Below are 14,964 nucleotides of genomic sequence, written 5' to 3' on the forward strand. Positions count from 1 at the left end.
GGCGCCGGCGCACGATCCCCGGTCGCGATGGGCGGGCGCCGTACGGCGTGGCGGCACCTGCTGCGGGGCGCGGCGCCGCGGCCACTCCGATCATGCGCTGCCGGGGCGGGGCGCGTGCCGCCCGCCGGCGACCTTCTCGCCCGGCCGTTCCCGCCGCCATGGCCCCGGATCGTGGCTTGCGGAGCGGCTTCGCGCTGCCGGCCGGATCCGGCCGCCCGCGATCAGAACTGCGCCATCGCGGCGGGCGGCGGGGCGGCGGCCCTGTCCGGACGTCCCTCGGCCGAGACACTCTGCTGGATCAGGGCAAGGAACGCGCCGGCGAACGCCATGGCGATCACGAGCACCATGAGCGCAGCGCCCCTGAGGATCAGCCTGGCCATTCGGAGCCGCCGTCCCGATCGTCCCGCTTCTTCGCCCGCGCGGGGAGGCGCGGATCGCCGCCGGGCAACGAGGATAGGAACGCCGAAGCGTTTGCGGAATTTTAACCAACGATAGGGTGGATGCTCCGGCGCCGGCTGCGCCGCAGGCGCAGCCGGTGCCCGGTCGCGGCGCGCCGCCCTCGGGAAGATGCGGTCCGGCGCGCCGACCCAGCCCGCCGTCGCGGCGCAGCCCTGGCACTCGCGGCGACAGGTTCCCTTCGCCTGCGACCCTTGGCCTGGTCCGACGTCGGTCCGTGCAGAGACGACTCAGGAGGCAAACCGCGACGCGCAGCTTTCTCCTCAACACCCTCTTTGCGGGCATCGTCCTCGCCGCGGCGGCCTGTGGCCACGATCCGGGACGCGCGCCTTGACCGGAGGCGCGCTCGGCGCCGGCACCGGCGGCGCGATCGGCGCGGCGACGGGCGGCTCGGCCGGGACCGGCGCGCTCATCGGCGGCGGCGTCGGCGCCCTCGGCGGCGCGGTGACCGCGCCTCGCGCGCTCTACTGAACCAATCTCATCTCCGAACGGCGGCCCCGGCGCGACTCGGGAGGGGTTGGCGACGGGCGTCGGTCCCCGCCCGCGTCCGGCGGCGGGAGGCAGGTGCGCCTGCCCTGCCCGGGGCGTGTCATTCCGGATCGTGCGGAGGGCGGTTCCCGCCGCCTCCCTGCAGGGGGCATCAGGCGAGCCCGTTCGGCCCGCGTTCCCGTGCGGCCCGGCGACGCGTTCCGGCGCCGAGGGCAGGCGCGCTTGGGCCGCGGCATCTGCGGCCGGTTGCCGCGCACCGGCGCCTGCCGCGAGCCCGGGGGCGGCCTCCGCATGTGCGGCCGGACATCCTTCCGCTCGGATCCTGCGGGCCCGCTCAGGGTCCGCCGCGCGGTGCCCCTGGCGGCCTCGGCCTCCGCGATCGGCCGCTCCTCCGCCGTCGCGCGCCGGCAGGCCGGCGCGCCCGGGAAGAGAACGCGTCCCGAACCCTGCGCCTGGGGACTTGATGTGGCGGCGGCGAGGGCGGAGGCTGCGGCAGCGAACGGAAGAGGAGCGTCCATGGCCCGCCGCAGCATCGGCGCCGTCACCGGCATCGGCGAGACCGACTACACCCGCCCCCATCCCGGCCGGAGCGCGCTCTCCCTGCAGCTCGAGGCCTCGCTCAAGGCGATCGCCGACGCCGGGCTCGCGCCGCGCGAGATCGACGGGATCGTGATTCCGGGGGGCACCGGGCCGGTGGTGGCGGAGGACATCGCCACCAATCTCGGTCTCCCGGACCTCCGCTTCTCCGTCGTGACGCCGCTTGGCGGCGCCGCCGCGGTGGCCGGGCTGCAGTGCGCCGCGGCGGCGGTCGCGATGGGGGTGTGCAACCACGTGCTGATGCCGCTCGGCCGCACCGGCCGCTCCGGCGCGCGGATCGGCGCGCGGCTCGCGCAGATGCCGCAGTTCCGCCTGGTCGGCGAGTTCGAGGCGCCGCACGGCGCCAACGCGCCGGCGCAGTACTACGCGCCGATGGCGCGGCGGCACATGGAGCTCTACGGCACCACCAGCCGCCAGCTCGCCGAGATCGCCGTGACGACGCGCCGGCACGCGATCCTGAACGGCAACGCCAGCATGACGAAGCCGATCACCATCGAGGACCACCAGGCCTCGCGGATGATCGCCGACCCGCTTCGCCTGCTCGACTGCAGCCTGGAGAGCGACGGCGGCGCCGCGGTGGTGATCAGCGCCGCGGAGCGCGCGCGCGACCTGCGGGCGCCGCCCGTCGTCATCCTCGGCGTCGCCGAGGGGCATCCGGACAGCCCGAGCACGATCACCCAGCGCCCGGACATGACGCGGCTCGGCGTCGCCAAGGCGGCGCCGCGCGCCTTCGCCATGGCGGGCGTGACGCCGGCCGACATCCAGGTCGCCGAGATCTACGACTGCTTCACCTACATCGTCCTCTGCCAGCTCGAGGACCTCGGCTTCTGCGCCAAGGGCGAGGGCGGCGCCTTCGTCGAGGGCGGCGCGCTCGGCCTCGGCGGACGGCTGCCGGTGAACACCCATGGCGGCCTGCTGTCGCAGGCCCACATGGCGGGCATGAACCACATCGTCGAGCTGGTGCGGCAGCTGCGCGGCGCGGCCGGCGCGGCGCAGGTGCCGGGGGCCGAACTCGGGCTCGTGACCGGCTACGGCGACCTCGGCGACGGCACCGTCGCCATCATGGCCAAGGGATGAGGCCGACCATGTCCGATGCGATCCCGCCGAAGCCGCGGCCCGAGCCCTCCGACGACACCCGCCCCTACTGGGAGGGCGTCGCCGCGCATCGCCTGCTCCTGCAGCGCTGCGCCGACTGCGGCCGGGTGCGGCACTATCCGCGCCCCCTCTGCGACGCCTGCCACTCCTTCGCGGTGGAATGGATCGAGGCCTCGGGCCGGGCGAGCGTGCACAGCTGGACCGTGGCGCACCATCCCTTCCATCCCGCCTTCAAGGCGGAGCTGCCCTACACCCTCGTCACCGCCGACCTCCCCGAGGGCGTGCGCATGCTCGCGCGGCTGCGCGGCATGGGGCCGGAGGCGCTGCGCGTCGGGCTTCCGCTGCGCATCGGCTTCGAGGACAATGGCGAGGGCCTGACCCTGCCGGTCTTCCGTCCGGCCGACTGACCGCTTGCCGCCCCGGCGGCGGTGCGGGACACATGGAACGTCGGAGAGCGAGCGGCATGCACGACCTGACGACCCGGCCGGGCCAGGCCACCGGCGAGTCCACCGAGGCGCTCGACGCGGTCATCGTCGGCGCGGGGTTCGGCGGGCTCTACATGCTGCACCGCCTGCGCGGCCTCGGCATGACGGCGCGGATCATCGAGGCGGCGGGCGGCGTCGGCGGCACCTGGTGGTGGAACCGCTACCCCGGCGCGCGCTGCGACGTGGAGAGCATGCAGTACTCCTTCTCCTTCGACGAGAGGCTGCAGCAGGAATGGCGCTGGTCCGAGCGCTTCGCCGCGCAGCCGGAGATCCTGCGCTACGCCGAGCACGTCGCCGACCGCTTCGACCTGCGCCGCGACATCCGCTTCAACACCCGCGTCACGGCCGCGCGGTTCGACGAGGCGGCCGGGCGCTGGCTGGTCCTGACCGACCGCGGCGACCGCCTCTCGGCGCGCTACTGCGTGATGGCGACGGGCTGCCTCTCCTCCGCGCGCGTGCCGGACATCCCGGGGATCGAGAGCTTCCGCGGCCGCACCTACCACACCGGCCGCTGGCCGCACGAGGAGGTGGACTTCACCGGCCAGCGCGTCGCCGTGATCGGCACCGGCTCCTCGGCGATCCAGGCCGTTCCGGTGATCGCGGAGCAGGCGAAGCAGCTCTTCGTCTTCCAGCGCACGCCGAACTTCAGCATCCCCTCGCGCAACAGGCCGATGGACGAGGCGTACGAGCGCTGGTGGAAGTCCGACTACGCGGCGCACCGGCGCAGGGCGCGCATGATGCGCACCGGCATCCTCTACCACATAGACGAGCGCTCCGCCCTCGACGTTCCGCCGGAGGAGCGGCGGCGGGTGTACGAGGAGCGCTGGGCCGCCGGCGGCACCGCCTTCATGGGCGCCTTCGCGGACCTGCTGCGCAACCAGCAGGCCAACGACACCGCGGCGGAGTTCGTGCGCGGCAAGATCGCCGGGATCGTCAGGGACCCCGCCACCGCCGCGCTGCTCCAGCCGCGCGACCACCCGATCGGCACCAAGCGCATCTGCGTGGACACGCACTACTACGAGACCTTCAACCGCGCGAACGTCCGGCTGGTGGACGTGCGCTCCGCGCCGATCGAGGCGATCACGCCGACGGGGCTGCGCCTGCGCGGCGGCGCGGAGTTCGCGGCGGACAGCATCGTCTTCGCCACCGGCTTCGACGCGATGACGGGCGCCGTGCTGGCGGTGGACATCCGCGGCCGGTCGGGGGCGTCGCTGCGCGAGAAGTGGGCGGCGGGGCCGCGCGCGCATCTCGGCCTGATGGTGGCGGGCTTCCCCAACCTGTTCCTGATCACCGGGCCGGGCAGCCCCTCCGTGCTCAGCAACATGATGGTCTCGATCGAGCAGCACGTGGACTGGCTCTCCGACTGCCTCGTCCACATGCGCGCGCGCGGCGCCACCTGCATCGAGCCGACGCAGGAGGCGGAGGACGCCTGGGTGGCGCATGTCGCGGAGGTCGGCGGCCGCACGCTCTATCCGAAGGCGAATTCCTGGTACATGGGCGCGAACATCCCCGGCAAGCCGCGGGTGTTCATGCCTTATGTCGGCGGCGTCGGCACCTATCGCGAGGAGTGCGACGCGATCGCGGCGCAGGGCTATCCGGGGTTCCGGATGAGCGCGCCGCAGGCGGCCGCCGCGGCGGCGCAGTGAGGACGGGCGAACGCGCCATGGCGACATCGGAGACGGGGACGCGACCGGGACCCGCGGTGGCGGGGCGGGAGCGGGGCAACTTCCTCGACGACTTCCGCCCCGGCCAGGTGTTCGAGCACTGGCCCGGCCGCACCATCACCGAGGCCGACAACATCCAGTTCAGCCTGCTGACCATGAACCAGCACCCGATCCACTGCGACGCCGCCTTCGCGGCCCGCTCGGAGTTCGGCAGGCCGCTGGTCAACAGCGCGCTGACGCTCGCCATCGTCACCGGCATGACGGTGAACGACATCAGCCTCAACGCCATCGCCAATCTCGGCTGGAAGGAGGTCCGCCTGGTCGCGCCGGTCTTCCCGGGGGACACGATCTATGCCCGCACGCAGGTGCTCGAGGTGCGCGAGAGCCGCTCGCGCCCCGGCCAGGGCATCGTCACCACGCGGACCGAGGGCTACAAGGCGGACGGCACCGTGTTCCTCACCTTCGAGCGCGCGAGCCTGATGCCGCGCCGCGGATACCGCGGGCCATGAGCGCCTCGCCCGACACCGGGGAGCAGGAACGCCTGATCCTCGACGCCGTGGACCGCTTCCTGGAGCGGCACGTCCGCCCCGTCGCCGCGAAGCTCGAGCACGCCGACGAATACCCGGCCGAGATCGTCGAGCGGATGAAGGAGCTCGGCCTGTTCGGCGCGGTGATCCCGGCGGAATACGGCGGCCTCGGCCTGCGGCCCTCCACCTACGCGAAGGTGATCGAGCGCATCTCGGCGGAGTGGATGTCGCTCTCCGGCATCGTCAACTCGCACCTGATCATGGCGCGGATCGTGGACCGCATGGGCACGGAGGCGCAGAAGCGCGCCTTCCTGCCGCGCTTCGCGACCGGCGAGCTGCGCGGCGGCCTGGCGCTGACCGAGCCCGATTGCGGCACCGACCTCCAGGCGATCCGCACCACGGCGCGGCGCGAGGGCGACCACTACGTCGTCAACGGCACCAAGACCTGGATCAGCAACGGGATCTTCGGGAGCTGCTTCGCGCTGCTGGTCAAGACCGATCCGGAGGCGCAGCCGCGCCACCGCGGCATGTCCATGCTGCTGGCCGAGAAGGGCCCGGGCTTCCGCGTCGGGCGGCGGCTGGAGAAGCTCGGCTACAAGGGCATTGACAGCGCCGAGCTGGTGTTCGAGGACTACCGCGTGCCCGCCGACCGGCTGCTCGGCGGCGAGGGCCAGGGCATGGCCTGCGCCATCAGCGGGCTCGAGCTCGGCCGCGTCAACGTCGCCGCGCGCGGCGTCGGCGTCGCCCAGCGCGCGCTGGACGAGGCGGTGCGCTACGCCCAGCAGCGCCGCACCTTCGGCAGGCCGATCCACGAGCACCAGGCGATCGCGCTCAAGCTCGCCGACATGGCCACACGGGTGGAGGCGGCGCGGCTGCTGACCGAGAAGGCCGCGCAGGCGCTCGACCGCGGCGACCGCTGCGACTACGAGGCGGGCATGGCCAAGCTCTTCGCCACCGAGGCGGCGGTGGAGAACAGCCTGGAGGCGATGCGCATCCACGGCGGCTACGGCTACTCCAAGGAGTTCGTCGTCGAGCGCCTCTACCGCGACGCGCCGCTCCTCGTGATCGGCGAGGGGACGAACGAGATCCAGCGCCTCGTCATCGCGAAGCGCCTGATCGAGCGGAACCGCATTTGATGGAGCATCGCCCGCTGCCACTCGACGGCGTGACCGTCATCGCGGTGGAGCAGTACGGCGCCGGCCCCTTCGGCACCATGCTGCTCGCCGACCTCGGCGCGGAGGTGATCAAGATCGAGAACCCGGCGGAAGGCGGCGATGTCGGCCGCCTGGTCGGCCCGTTCTTCTTCGCGCCCGGCGACAGCCACTTCCACCAGGCCTTCAACCGCAACAAGCGCAGCGTCGGGCTGGACCTGAAGCACCCCGAGGGGATGCGCCTGCTGCGCGAGCTGCTGCGCCACGCCGATGCGATGCTCGACAACCTGCGCGGCGACCTGCCGGAGCGGCTCGGCCTCACCTACGAGGCGCTGAAGGAGGTCAACCCGCGCCTCGTCTGCGCGCACCTCTCCGCCTACGGCCGCGACGGTTCGCGCCGCTCCTGGCCCGGCTACGACTACCTGATGCAGGCGGAGGCCGGCTACCTCTCGCTGACCGGGGAGCCGGACGGGCCGCCGGCGCGCTTCGGCGTCTCGGTCGTGGACATGATGACCGGGCTGATGGCGGCCTTCGCGCTGGTCTCCGGCCTCGTCGGCGCGCGCGCGACGGGGCGCGGGATGGACCTCGACGTCAGCCTGTTCGACACGGCGCTGCACAACCTGACCTATCTCGCCGCCTGGTACCTGAACGGCGGCCACGTGCAGGGGCGGGAGCCGCGCGGGGCGCATCCCTCGCTCACGCCCTCGCAGCTCTACCGCACGCGCGACGGCTGGATCTTCATCATGTGCAACAAGGAGAAGTTCTGGCCCGTGCTGGCGGAGCGGCTCGGCCGCCCGGAATGGGCCGCCGATCCGCGCTTCGCGACCTTCCGCGCCCGGCTCGAGAACCGCGCCGCGCTGACCGGGCTGCTCGACGCCGCCTTCTCCGAGCGCACCACGGCCGAGTGGCTGGAGGCGATCGGCGGCGCCGTGCCGGCCGCGCCGGTGCTCGACGTCGGCCAGGCGCTCGACAACCCCTTCGTGCGCGAGCGCGGCGGCGTCGCCGAATTCGCGCGGGCGGAGGGCGGTCCGCCGGTGCGGATGCTGACCGGACCGGTGCGCGTGGACGGCCGCCTGCCGCCGACCAGGGCCGCGCCCGCGCTCGGCGCGGACACCGAGGCGGTGTTGCGGCGCCTCGGGCTCGATGGCGACGCCATCGCGGACCTGCGCCGCCGCGGCGCCGTCCGATGAGGCTCGGGACGCGCGACCTGGGATGCCGGATCGAGGCGGCGCGCCAGAGCCGTTTTTCGCCCGGCCGTGTTCGCCGCAACGGCTCCCGCTCGGTGTTCGTCGGGCTGGTTCACGCCCCCCGCTGTTTCCAGCCGTCCGTGATCGGCGCTAGGCGTCGGCAGCGGCTGGTTCGATCCGCCTCGGATACTGCAGCACCAGAAGCTCGGCGCCTTCCGGGCCCGCCCGCACGGCGAGCGGCGGCTCGTCCGCGGTGACGAACAGCGCGGAGAGCCGATCGAGGACCTTGCCGCCGTGCAGGATCGTCCCCGCGGTGACGATCATCGACTGTCCGGCGCCTGTCGCGGGATCCGGTGCGTCGAGCCGTCCCCCCGGCGGGACGCGCAGCATCAGGATCGCGAGCCCGTCGGGCTCGCGGAGCGCCACCTCCACCGCCGCTTCGCGCCGGGCGCGCAGCGCCGCCGGCTCCGAGGGCAGCAGCGGGTCGGCGAGCACGTAACGCTTCGGGCCCTTGCGCATCTTGCCGCGCGCCGCGGGCAGGAATTGCGCGCCGGTGTCGTCCGCGCTGGCACGCAGCGTGAAGTACCGCAGTCCCTCCGCGCCCGGCGTGATCGGGCCGTAGGCGGTGCAGGCGCCGGCGAAGTGCGCCATGATCGGCTTGATGGGGTGCTTGCCGATCGTGCCGATGCCGTCCACCACGACCTGGAACTGGTCCACGAAGTGGAAGTGCGGATGCACGATCGCGCGCGGGTCCTGCTCGACCAGGAAGGCCTGCGGCGGCCTCACCTCGCCCGGCGCCGGTTCGACGTACTCGTTCGTGTTGGGCGCGTCGGGATCGACCGAATTCGAGCCCTTCTGGGAGGGGGTGGGCCCGAAGTAGTCGGTGCGCCAGATCGTGCCGCCCTCCGGCGTCGTGCGGGCGAAGCGCGTCGGCGCCGCCTCCGCGGTGGCCGTCGCGTAGATCATGGTTCCGCCTCCTCCCGGCCGGGCCGGCGTCATCGTTGCGAGGACACGGCCGGCACCGCACTATGCGGCGGTGGCCGGGCCGGCGGCAAGCCGCGGCCGGTCCGAGCCGCTGTGGACCAAGGGATGCCCATGCGGCGCGCGTCGTTCGTGGCGATCGTGCCATCCTCCCCCCGCCCGCGCGGCTCGCCGGCGCGCGGGCGTGGGGTCGCGGAGGGCGCAAGCGCGCACGCCCCGGCCAGCCCGCCCGGCAAGGCGCTGCAATCGCCAGGGAGCGCAGGCATGCGCCGCCGCGACACGCCCGGGGAGGGCGGAGCCCGGCCATCCCCTTCGACGGAGACCGAAGTGCCGTCCTTCAAGATCTGGGAGTGCGCGCTCTGCGGCTTCCGCTACGACGAGGCCGCCGGCTTGCCGGAGGAGGGGCTGCCGCCCGGCACGCGCTGGCAGGACGTGCCTGCGACCTGGACCTGCCCGGACTGCGGCGCCGGCAAGGACGATTTCGAGATGCGCGAGGCGGGCTGACTTTCCGCCCGCCGCGGAACGCCGCGCCGCTGGGACCGGTTTCGCTCGGCCGCGCTCGTCGCGACGGCCCTCGCGCGGTGTTCGCAGAGCAGAGGCACGCGCGCGGCCCGTTCCGGCCATCCGCGATCCGCTCTAGCGCGGCCAGCGCGGCGCGTGCGTGCCGAGCGGCACCGAGGGCAGCGCCCAGAAGGGCGGCGTCTCCGACAGGCGCGCCGCGTCCCGCACCGTGGTGAGGCGCCCGAAGGGGCTGTCGCTCTCCTCCAGGAGGTCGGCGATGTCCTCGAAGCGCTGCTCCGGACAGGCGAGGCCGTCCTCCACCCGCCCCAGCGAGCGGATCCAGTGGCCCGTCGTCGCAAGCGCGACGCGCACGTGCCAGCTCCCGCCCTCGCGCGCGCGGCGCAGCAGGCCGGCCATCGCGCCGAGCGCCATCAGGTAGCCCGAGGCATGGTCCAGCGCCTGGCAGGGGAGGGGCTTCGGCCTGCTCTCCCCCGCCGCGGCGGCCTCCTCGAGGTTCATCCCGTTGGCGTTCTGCACCAGGGAGTCGAAGCCGCGCCGGCCCGCCCAGGGCCCGTCATGGCCGTAGGCGCAGAGCGAGACGCAGACGATGCCCGGTCGGATCGCCGCCACCTGCTCCGGCGCGAAGCCGTGCCCGGCGATGGCACCCGGGCGATAGCCCTGCACGAACACGTCCGCCTGCGCCGCGAGGCCGCGCAGCGTCTCGCGGCCCGCCTCCGCGCGCAGGTCGAGGTGGGTCGAGAGCTTGCCGCGCCCGTTGTCGATCACCAGCGTCGGCGTGGAGGGCAGGTGCGCGGCGGTCACGTTCATCACCGTCGCCCCATGCGCCGCCAGCGTCCGCCCGCAGACCGGCCCGGCGATGACGCGGGTGAGGTCGAGCACCCGCACGCCCTCCAGCGGGCGCCTCGGCGCGCCGGCGGGGAGGGGGGTGGGCGGCGCCTCGCCGATGCGCTCGATCAGCAGGACAGGCAGGCTCGCCACGGCGCGCCCCTGCGGGTGCGCATCCCATTCCTCCGTGCTGCGCGCCATGGTGACGACGAGGCCCGCGGCGGCGGCGGCGGCCTCGAATTCCTCCGCCGCCCAGCGGCCGAGCGCGGCGGCGACCGCCGCGCGGTCGCGGTCGCAGCCGAGCAGGCGCAGCACGCCGTCGCGGTGGTGCGGATAGTTCGTGTGCAGGCGCAGCCAGCGCCCGTCGCCCGCCTGATACAGCCCCGCGATCCTGTCCCAGAGCTCGGGCGCCGGCTTGCCGTCGATGCGCAGGTAGCGCTCGGATCGGAACTCGGCGGCCGCGTGGCGCATGTCCACGGCGACGCGCTGCGCGCGGCCGGTGCGCGCCCGCCAGACCTCCGCCGCGGCGAGGCCCGCGGCGGCGATCGAGGCCTGCGCCGCGGTGCCGACAGCGTAGGTGGAAGGCTGCACGGGCTCGCGCCCGGCGAGCTCCACCGCATCCAGCGCGCCGGGGTCGAGGCCGGCTGCGCGCCAGAGGCCGGACAGGGCATCGGCGGGCGGGATCAGGGGCATGCGGCGTCTCCTGCGCGGCGTCGGGCGCTCCTGCGGCTGGAGCGCGCGGGGGCGACGGCGCACATCCAGCCTGCGCCGCCGCATCCCCCGCTTGCCCGCACCGCGCCGGCATCCTGGCAGGCGCGGTGGGTGGCGGGCAATGGCGGGAGCGGTGCCCGGCCGGCTCGCATGTCCGGCGGGAAGTCCGCGTGCGGGCCCATCGCGATGGCGGATTCCGGCGCCTGGTCGCCAGCGAAGCGCCGCATCGGCGCCTCGGCCTGCACGCCGGACCGCGCCGCGCCGCGGCCAGCGCTTCCGGCCATCGCGCCCAGCGGAAGGCGACGCTCCCGAGATCCGGTGCGCCGGCCCGTATGGCGGACAGGGCTGCCTGCCCCTGGAGCAGGCGGCGTTCGGACCGATCGCGGTTCGGCGCCTTCCGATCGCCGCTCTCCGTCGGTGCGCGATGCCGCCGCGCTTGCCGGCGTCGGCGCGGAGACGGCCGCGAAGGCCACAGACCGGATCGGCCGGCGCCGACCGCGCGTCCGCGCCGGCGCAGCGCAGGATCGCCGGCGCGGCGGCGGGCGCGACCGGCGGCGACGAGGGCACGCCCCGTCACTCCCGCCGATGCAGCCTCTCCAGCACCGGCGCGTAGCGCTCGATCACCGCCCGCCGCCGGACCTTCATCGTCGGCGTCATCAGCCCGTTGTCGACGGTGAAGGGCTCGGCGGTCGTCCAGCGCCGCACCCGCTCGACGGCGGAGAGCCTGGCGTTCACCCGCTCGATCGCTTCCGCCACCTTCCCCTCCATGCCTTCTGCCGGCACCACCAGCGCGACCAGCGCCGGCTTGCCCTCGCCCGCGACCACCGCCTGGGCGATCTCCGGCTCGGCCATCAGCAGGCCCTCGATCTTCGCCGGGCTCACCATCTCGCCGCCGAGCGTCTTGATGAAGTCGCGCTTACGGTCGGTGATGCGGATGTAGCCGTCCGGGTCGATCGCGCCGATGTCGCCGGTGTGCAGCCAGGGCGGCGCGCCGGGCGGGTCGCCGGCCGCCGGCCGCAGCGCCGCCGCGGTGGCCTCCGGGTTGTTCCAGTAGCCGTCCATGACGAGGTCGCCGCGCACCAGCAGCTCCCCGTCCTCGGCGATGCGCGCCTCCACGCCCGCGAGCGGCGGCCCCACGGTGTGGCGCCGGTTCGCCCAGGGCGGGTTCACCGAGACCACCGGCCCCGCCTCCGTCTGCCCGTATCCCTGGATCACCGGCACGCCGAGGGCGAGGAAGAACCCCGAGAGGTCGGGATCGAGCCGCGCCCCGCCCGAGACCAGCGCCAGCAGCCGCCCGCCGAAGCGCGCGCGCACCCGGGCGCGCACCAGCCGCTCCAGCACCGCGTCCTGCGCGCGCTCGAGCGGCCCGAGCGGCGGCCCGTCCATCTTCCGCAGCCCCAGCTCCACGGCCCGTTCGAACAGCCGGCGCCGGAACGCCGGCTCCTTCTCGAGCTGCGCCAGCATGCGCGCGCGCAGCACCTCGAACAGCCGCGGCACGGCGGTGATGACGGCGGGCCGCATTTCCTGCAGCTCGGCCGCGATGCGGTCGGCGCCCCGAGAATAGACCACCTCGACCCCGAGCGAGGGCAGCAGGAAGCCGCCCACCGTATGCTCGTAGGAATGCGACAGCGGCAGGAAGGAGAGGTAGCGCTCGCCGAAGAAGTCGAGCCGCTCGGCCAGCACCCGGACGCCCTCGCGGTTGGCCAGCATGGCGCGGTGCGGCAGCATCACGCCCTTCGGCGCGCCGCCGGTGCCGGAGGTGTAGATCAGGCAGGCGAGGCGGGTGCCCGGTGCGGCGTTCGCCTCCGCCTCCAGCATGGCGAGGTCGCCCGGGCTGGCGAGCGCCTCCGCCCACCGGTGCGCGGCCGTGCCGTCCGGCGCGGCCGGCGGGTCCTCGCAGCAGAGCAGCAGGGCGAGGCCGGCGCCGCTCTCCGCTGCCGCGGCCAGCACGCGCTCGGCCAGGCGGCGCGTCGAGACGATGGCGGCGGAGGCGCCCGAATCGCGCAGGATGTGGGCGTGGTCGGCGACGGTATTGGTCGTGTAGGTCGGCACCGAGACCGCGCCGATCGCCATGACCGCCGTGTCGGCGACGGGGAACTCGGGCCGGTTCTCGCTGACGATCAGCACCCGGTCGCCGGGCGCGACGCCGTGCGCGCGGAGGAAGGCGGCCACCGCGGCGACCTGGTGCGCGAACTCGCCCCACAGCACGCGCTGCCAGGCGCCGTCGCGCCAGTGGCGCAGCATCGGCCGCTCGGCCCATTCCCGGGCGCGCGCCAGCATCATGGCCGGGAGAGTCGGCCAGTTCCCCCGCACGTACGGCATGCTTCGCCCGGACGCTCCCCTCGTTGCGTTGCCGCCCCATTCTGGCGCGCGATGCCCCCCTGCGCCACCACGCGCCAGGGCTTATATGGGCAACGTGACCCACGCACATCCCGCCCCCCGCGCCGCCGCTGCCGTCCGCGCCCCGCTGGACACCGGCGCCTCCGACGCCCTCGGGCCGCTTCCGGCCTGGGATCTCTCCGACCTCTACCGCGCCCCGGACGATCCGGCGCTCGCCGCCGACCTCGACCGCGCCGAGGCGGAGGCGAAGGCCTTCGCCGGGCGCCACGCCGGGCGGCTCGGCGCCATGGAGGGCGACGCCCTCGCCGCCGCCATCGCCGAGTACGAGCGGATCGAGGAGCGCCTCGGCCGGGCCATGTCCTACGCCCAGCTCGTCTTCTCGGGCGACGCCGCCGATCCCGCCAACGGGCGCTTCTACCAGACCGTGCAGGAGCGGGTGACGGCGATCTCCTCGCACCTGCTGTTCTTCACCCTGGAGCTGAACCGGCTGGAGGAGCCGGCGCTGGAGGCGAAGCTCGCCGCGAGCCCCGCGCTCGCGCGCTGGCGTCCCTGGCTGCGCGACCTGCGCGTCTTCCGCCCGCACCAGCTCTCCGACGAGCTCGAGAAGCTGCTGCACGAGAAGGAGGTCACCGGCCGCGCCGCCTGGAACCGCCTGTTCGACGAGACCGTCGCCGCCATGCGGGTGTCGGTCGCGGGCGAGGAGCTGACCGTCTCGGCGGCGCTGAACAAGCTCTCGGACCGCGACCGCGCGGTGCGCGAGGCGGCGGCGAAGGGCATCTCCCAGGCCTTCGGCGAGCGGATCCGGCTGTTCGCGCTGATCACCAACGTCCTCGCCAAGGACAAGGAGATCGTGGACACCTGGCGCCGCTACCCGCGCCCGACCAGCGCGCGCAACCTCGCCAACATGGTCGAGGACGAGGTGGTGGACGCGCTGGTCGCCGCGGTGCGGGAGAGCTATCCCCGCCTCTCGCACCGCTACTACGCGCTGAAGGCGCGCTGGCTCGGCCTCGAGAAGCTGCGGCACTGGGACCGCAACGCGCCGCTGCCGGAGGAGGAGGACCGCCTCGTGCCGTGGCGGGAGGCGGTGCGGCGCGTGCTCGACAGCTACGCCGCCTTCAGTCCCCGGCTCGCCGAGATCGGCGGCCGCTTCTTCGAGCGGCCGTGGATCGACGCGGCGCTGCGGCCGGGCAAGGCGAGCGGCGCCTTCGCCCATCCCACGGTGCCGAGCGCGCACCCCTACCTGCTGCTCAACTACCACGGCAAGCCGCGCGACGTGATGACGCTCGCGCACGAGCTCGGCCACGGCGTGCACCAGATCCTCGCCGCCGAGCAGGGCTACCTGATGTCCGGCACGCCGCTCACGCTGGCCGAGACGGCGAGCGTGTTCGGCGAGATGCTGACCTTCCGCGCCATGCTCGACGCCGAGAGCGACCCGCGCCGCCGCCGCGCCCTGCTCGCCGGCAAGGTCGAGGACATGCTCAACACGGTGGTGCGCCAGATCGCCTTCTACCGCTTCGAGACCCTGCTGCACGAGGAGCGGCGGCGCAGGGGCGAGCTGGCGCACGAGCGGATCGCCGAGCTGTGGATGGAGGTGCAGCGGGAATCGCTCGGCCCGGCCTTCGAGCTGACGCCGGACTACGGCGTGTACTGGGCCTACATCCCGCACTTCGTGCACACGCCCTTCTACGTGTACGCCTACGCCTTCGGCGACTGCCTGGTGAACGCGCTCTACGGCGCCTACCGCGAGGGCGCGGTGCCGGACTTCGAGGCCAAGTACCTCGACATGCTGCGCGCCGGCGGCACCAGGCGGCACAAGGAGCTGCTCGCCCCGTTCGGCCTCGACGCCTCCGACCCCGCCTTCTGGCGGCGCGGCCTCGACGTGATCGCGGGCTTCATCGACGAGCTCGAGGCGGGCGGTGTCTGACGCGACGCGC

13 protein-coding genes are annotated in these 14,964 nt (G+C 74.3%); 9 read left to right on the top strand and 4 right to left on the bottom strand.

What is annotated here, in order from left to right:
* Positions 1 to 221: 221 nt before the first annotated feature.
* The gene (locus tag IEX99_RS17375; protein WP_188902632.1) at positions 222 to 380 is read right to left on the bottom strand and encodes a hypothetical protein; all 159 of its coding nucleotides are present in this window, start codon (positions 378 to 380) and stop codon (positions 222 to 224) included.
* 406 nt (positions 381 to 786) lie between these two features.
* On the opposite strand from IEX99_RS17375, the gene IEX99_RS17380 reads away from it, so the two are divergent.
* From IEX99_RS17380 to IEX99_RS17410, 7 genes are all read left to right on the top strand, one after another.
* A complete protein-coding gene (locus IEX99_RS17380; RefSeq protein ID WP_188902634.1) occupies positions 787 to 927 on the top strand; it encodes a hypothetical protein in 141 nt (46 codons plus the stop codon).
* Between the two features lie 534 nt (positions 928 to 1,461).
* Entirely contained in the window at positions 1,462 to 2,619 is a 1,158-nt protein-coding gene (locus IEX99_RS17385) for a thiolase C-terminal domain-containing protein (protein WP_188902636.1), read from the top strand.
* 8 nt (positions 2,620 to 2,627) lie between these two features.
* Positions 2,628 to 3,044 (top strand): Zn-ribbon domain-containing OB-fold protein, encoded by a 417-nt coding sequence (locus tag IEX99_RS17390; RefSeq protein ID WP_188902638.1) that lies wholly within the window; start codon positions 2,628 to 2,630, stop codon positions 3,042 to 3,044.
* Positions 3,045 to 3,100: 56 nt separating this feature from the next.
* Positions 3,101 to 4,768, top strand: coding sequence for a flavin-containing monooxygenase (locus IEX99_RS17395; RefSeq protein ID WP_188902640.1), 1,668 nt, complete (start codon positions 3,101 to 3,103; stop codon positions 4,766 to 4,768).
* Between the two features lie 17 nt (positions 4,769 to 4,785).
* On the top strand, positions 4,786 to 5,295 hold the full coding sequence (locus tag IEX99_RS17400) for a MaoC family dehydratase (protein WP_188902642.1): 510 nt from the start codon (positions 4,786 to 4,788) through the stop codon (positions 5,293 to 5,295).
* Positions 5,292 to 6,449 carry an acyl-CoA dehydrogenase family protein gene (locus IEX99_RS17405; RefSeq protein WP_188902644.1) on the top strand — a complete coding sequence of 386 codons (1,158 nt, stop codon included), beginning with the start codon at positions 5,292 to 5,294 and terminating at the stop codon, positions 6,447 to 6,449. The genes IEX99_RS17400 and IEX99_RS17405 overlap by 4 nt, the downstream gene beginning before the upstream one ends.
* On the top strand, positions 6,449 to 7,654 hold the full coding sequence (locus tag IEX99_RS17410) for a CaiB/BaiF CoA transferase family protein (RefSeq protein WP_188902645.1): 1,206 nt from the start codon (positions 6,449 to 6,451) through the stop codon (positions 7,652 to 7,654). Before IEX99_RS17405 ends, IEX99_RS17410 begins: the two co-directional genes overlap by 1 nt.
* Positions 7,655 to 7,801: 147 nt before the next feature.
* On the opposite strand, the gene IEX99_RS17415 is transcribed toward IEX99_RS17410, so the two are convergent.
* Complete coding sequence (locus IEX99_RS17415) at positions 7,802 to 8,617, bottom strand: hypothetical protein (RefSeq protein WP_188902647.1); 816 nt, start codon at positions 8,615 to 8,617, stop codon at positions 7,802 to 7,804.
* Positions 8,618 to 8,959: 342 nt separating this feature from the next.
* Between IEX99_RS17415 and IEX99_RS17420 the strand changes: the two genes are divergently transcribed.
* Positions 8,960 to 9,136, top strand: coding sequence for a rubredoxin (locus IEX99_RS17420; RefSeq protein ID WP_229678103.1), 177 nt, complete (start codon positions 8,960 to 8,962; stop codon positions 9,134 to 9,136).
* Positions 9,137 to 9,268: 132 nt separating this feature from the next.
* On the opposite strand, the gene IEX99_RS17425 is transcribed toward IEX99_RS17420, so the two are convergent.
* Together IEX99_RS17425 and IEX99_RS17430 are read right to left on the bottom strand one after the other, a co-directional pair.
* The gene (locus IEX99_RS17425; protein WP_188902651.1) at positions 9,269 to 10,672 is read right to left on the bottom strand and encodes a CoA transferase; all 1,404 of its coding nucleotides are present in this window, start codon (positions 10,670 to 10,672) and stop codon (positions 9,269 to 9,271) included.
* A 591-nt stretch (positions 10,673 to 11,263) separates the two neighbouring features.
* On the bottom strand, positions 11,264 to 12,973 hold the full coding sequence (locus IEX99_RS17430; protein WP_229678104.1) for an AMP-dependent synthetase/ligase: 1,710 nt from the start codon (positions 12,971 to 12,973) through the stop codon (positions 11,264 to 11,266).
* Between the two features lie 124 nt (positions 12,974 to 13,097).
* On the opposite strand from IEX99_RS17430, the gene IEX99_RS17435 reads away from it, so the two are divergent.
* Positions 13,098 to 14,954, top strand: a complete 1,857-nt coding sequence (locus IEX99_RS17435) for a M3 family oligoendopeptidase (protein WP_188902655.1) — start codon at positions 13,098 to 13,100, stop codon at positions 14,952 to 14,954.
* The last annotated feature ends 10 nt before the right edge of the window (positions 14,955 to 14,964 follow it).

This window comes from Caldovatus sediminis, assembly GCF_014644455.1.
In the GTDB taxonomy this organism is placed as follows: Bacteria; Pseudomonadota; Alphaproteobacteria; order Acetobacterales; family Acetobacteraceae; genus Caldovatus; species Caldovatus sediminis.

Excerpts from the sequence above, each read along its gene's own strand:
- IEX99_RS17375 (WP_188902632.1), bottom strand. The coding sequence starts at position 380 with ATGGCCAGGCTGATCCTCAGGGGCGCTGCGCTCATGGTGCTCGTGATC.
- IEX99_RS17385 (WP_188902636.1), top strand. The coding sequence starts at position 1,462 with ATGGCCCGCCGCAGCATCGGCGCCGTCACCGGCATCGGCGAGACCGAC.
- IEX99_RS17390 (WP_188902638.1), top strand. The coding sequence starts at position 2,628 with ATGTCCGATGCGATCCCGCCGAAGCCGCGGCCCGAGCCCTCCGACGAC.
- IEX99_RS17395 (WP_188902640.1), top strand. The coding sequence starts at position 3,101 with ATGCACGACCTGACGACCCGGCCGGGCCAGGCCACCGGCGAGTCCACC.
- IEX99_RS17400 (WP_188902642.1), top strand. The coding sequence starts at position 4,786 with ATGGCGACATCGGAGACGGGGACGCGACCGGGACCCGCGGTGGCGGGG.
- IEX99_RS17405 (WP_188902644.1), top strand. The coding sequence starts at position 5,292 with ATGAGCGCCTCGCCCGACACCGGGGAGCAGGAACGCCTGATCCTCGAC.
- IEX99_RS17410 (WP_188902645.1), top strand. The coding sequence starts at position 6,449 with ATGGAGCATCGCCCGCTGCCACTCGACGGCGTGACCGTCATCGCGGTG.
- IEX99_RS17415 (WP_188902647.1), bottom strand. The coding sequence starts at position 8,617 with ATGATCTACGCGACGGCCACCGCGGAGGCGGCGCCGACGCGCTTCGCC.
- IEX99_RS17425 (WP_188902651.1), bottom strand. The coding sequence starts at position 10,672 with ATGCCCCTGATCCCGCCCGCCGATGCCCTGTCCGGCCTCTGGCGCGCA.
- IEX99_RS17430 (WP_229678104.1), bottom strand. The coding sequence starts at position 12,973 with ATGATGCTGGCGCGCGCCCGGGAATGGGCCGAGCGGCCGATGCTGCGC.
- IEX99_RS17435 (WP_188902655.1), top strand. The coding sequence starts at position 13,098 with ATGGGCAACGTGACCCACGCACATCCCGCCCCCCGCGCCGCCGCTGCC.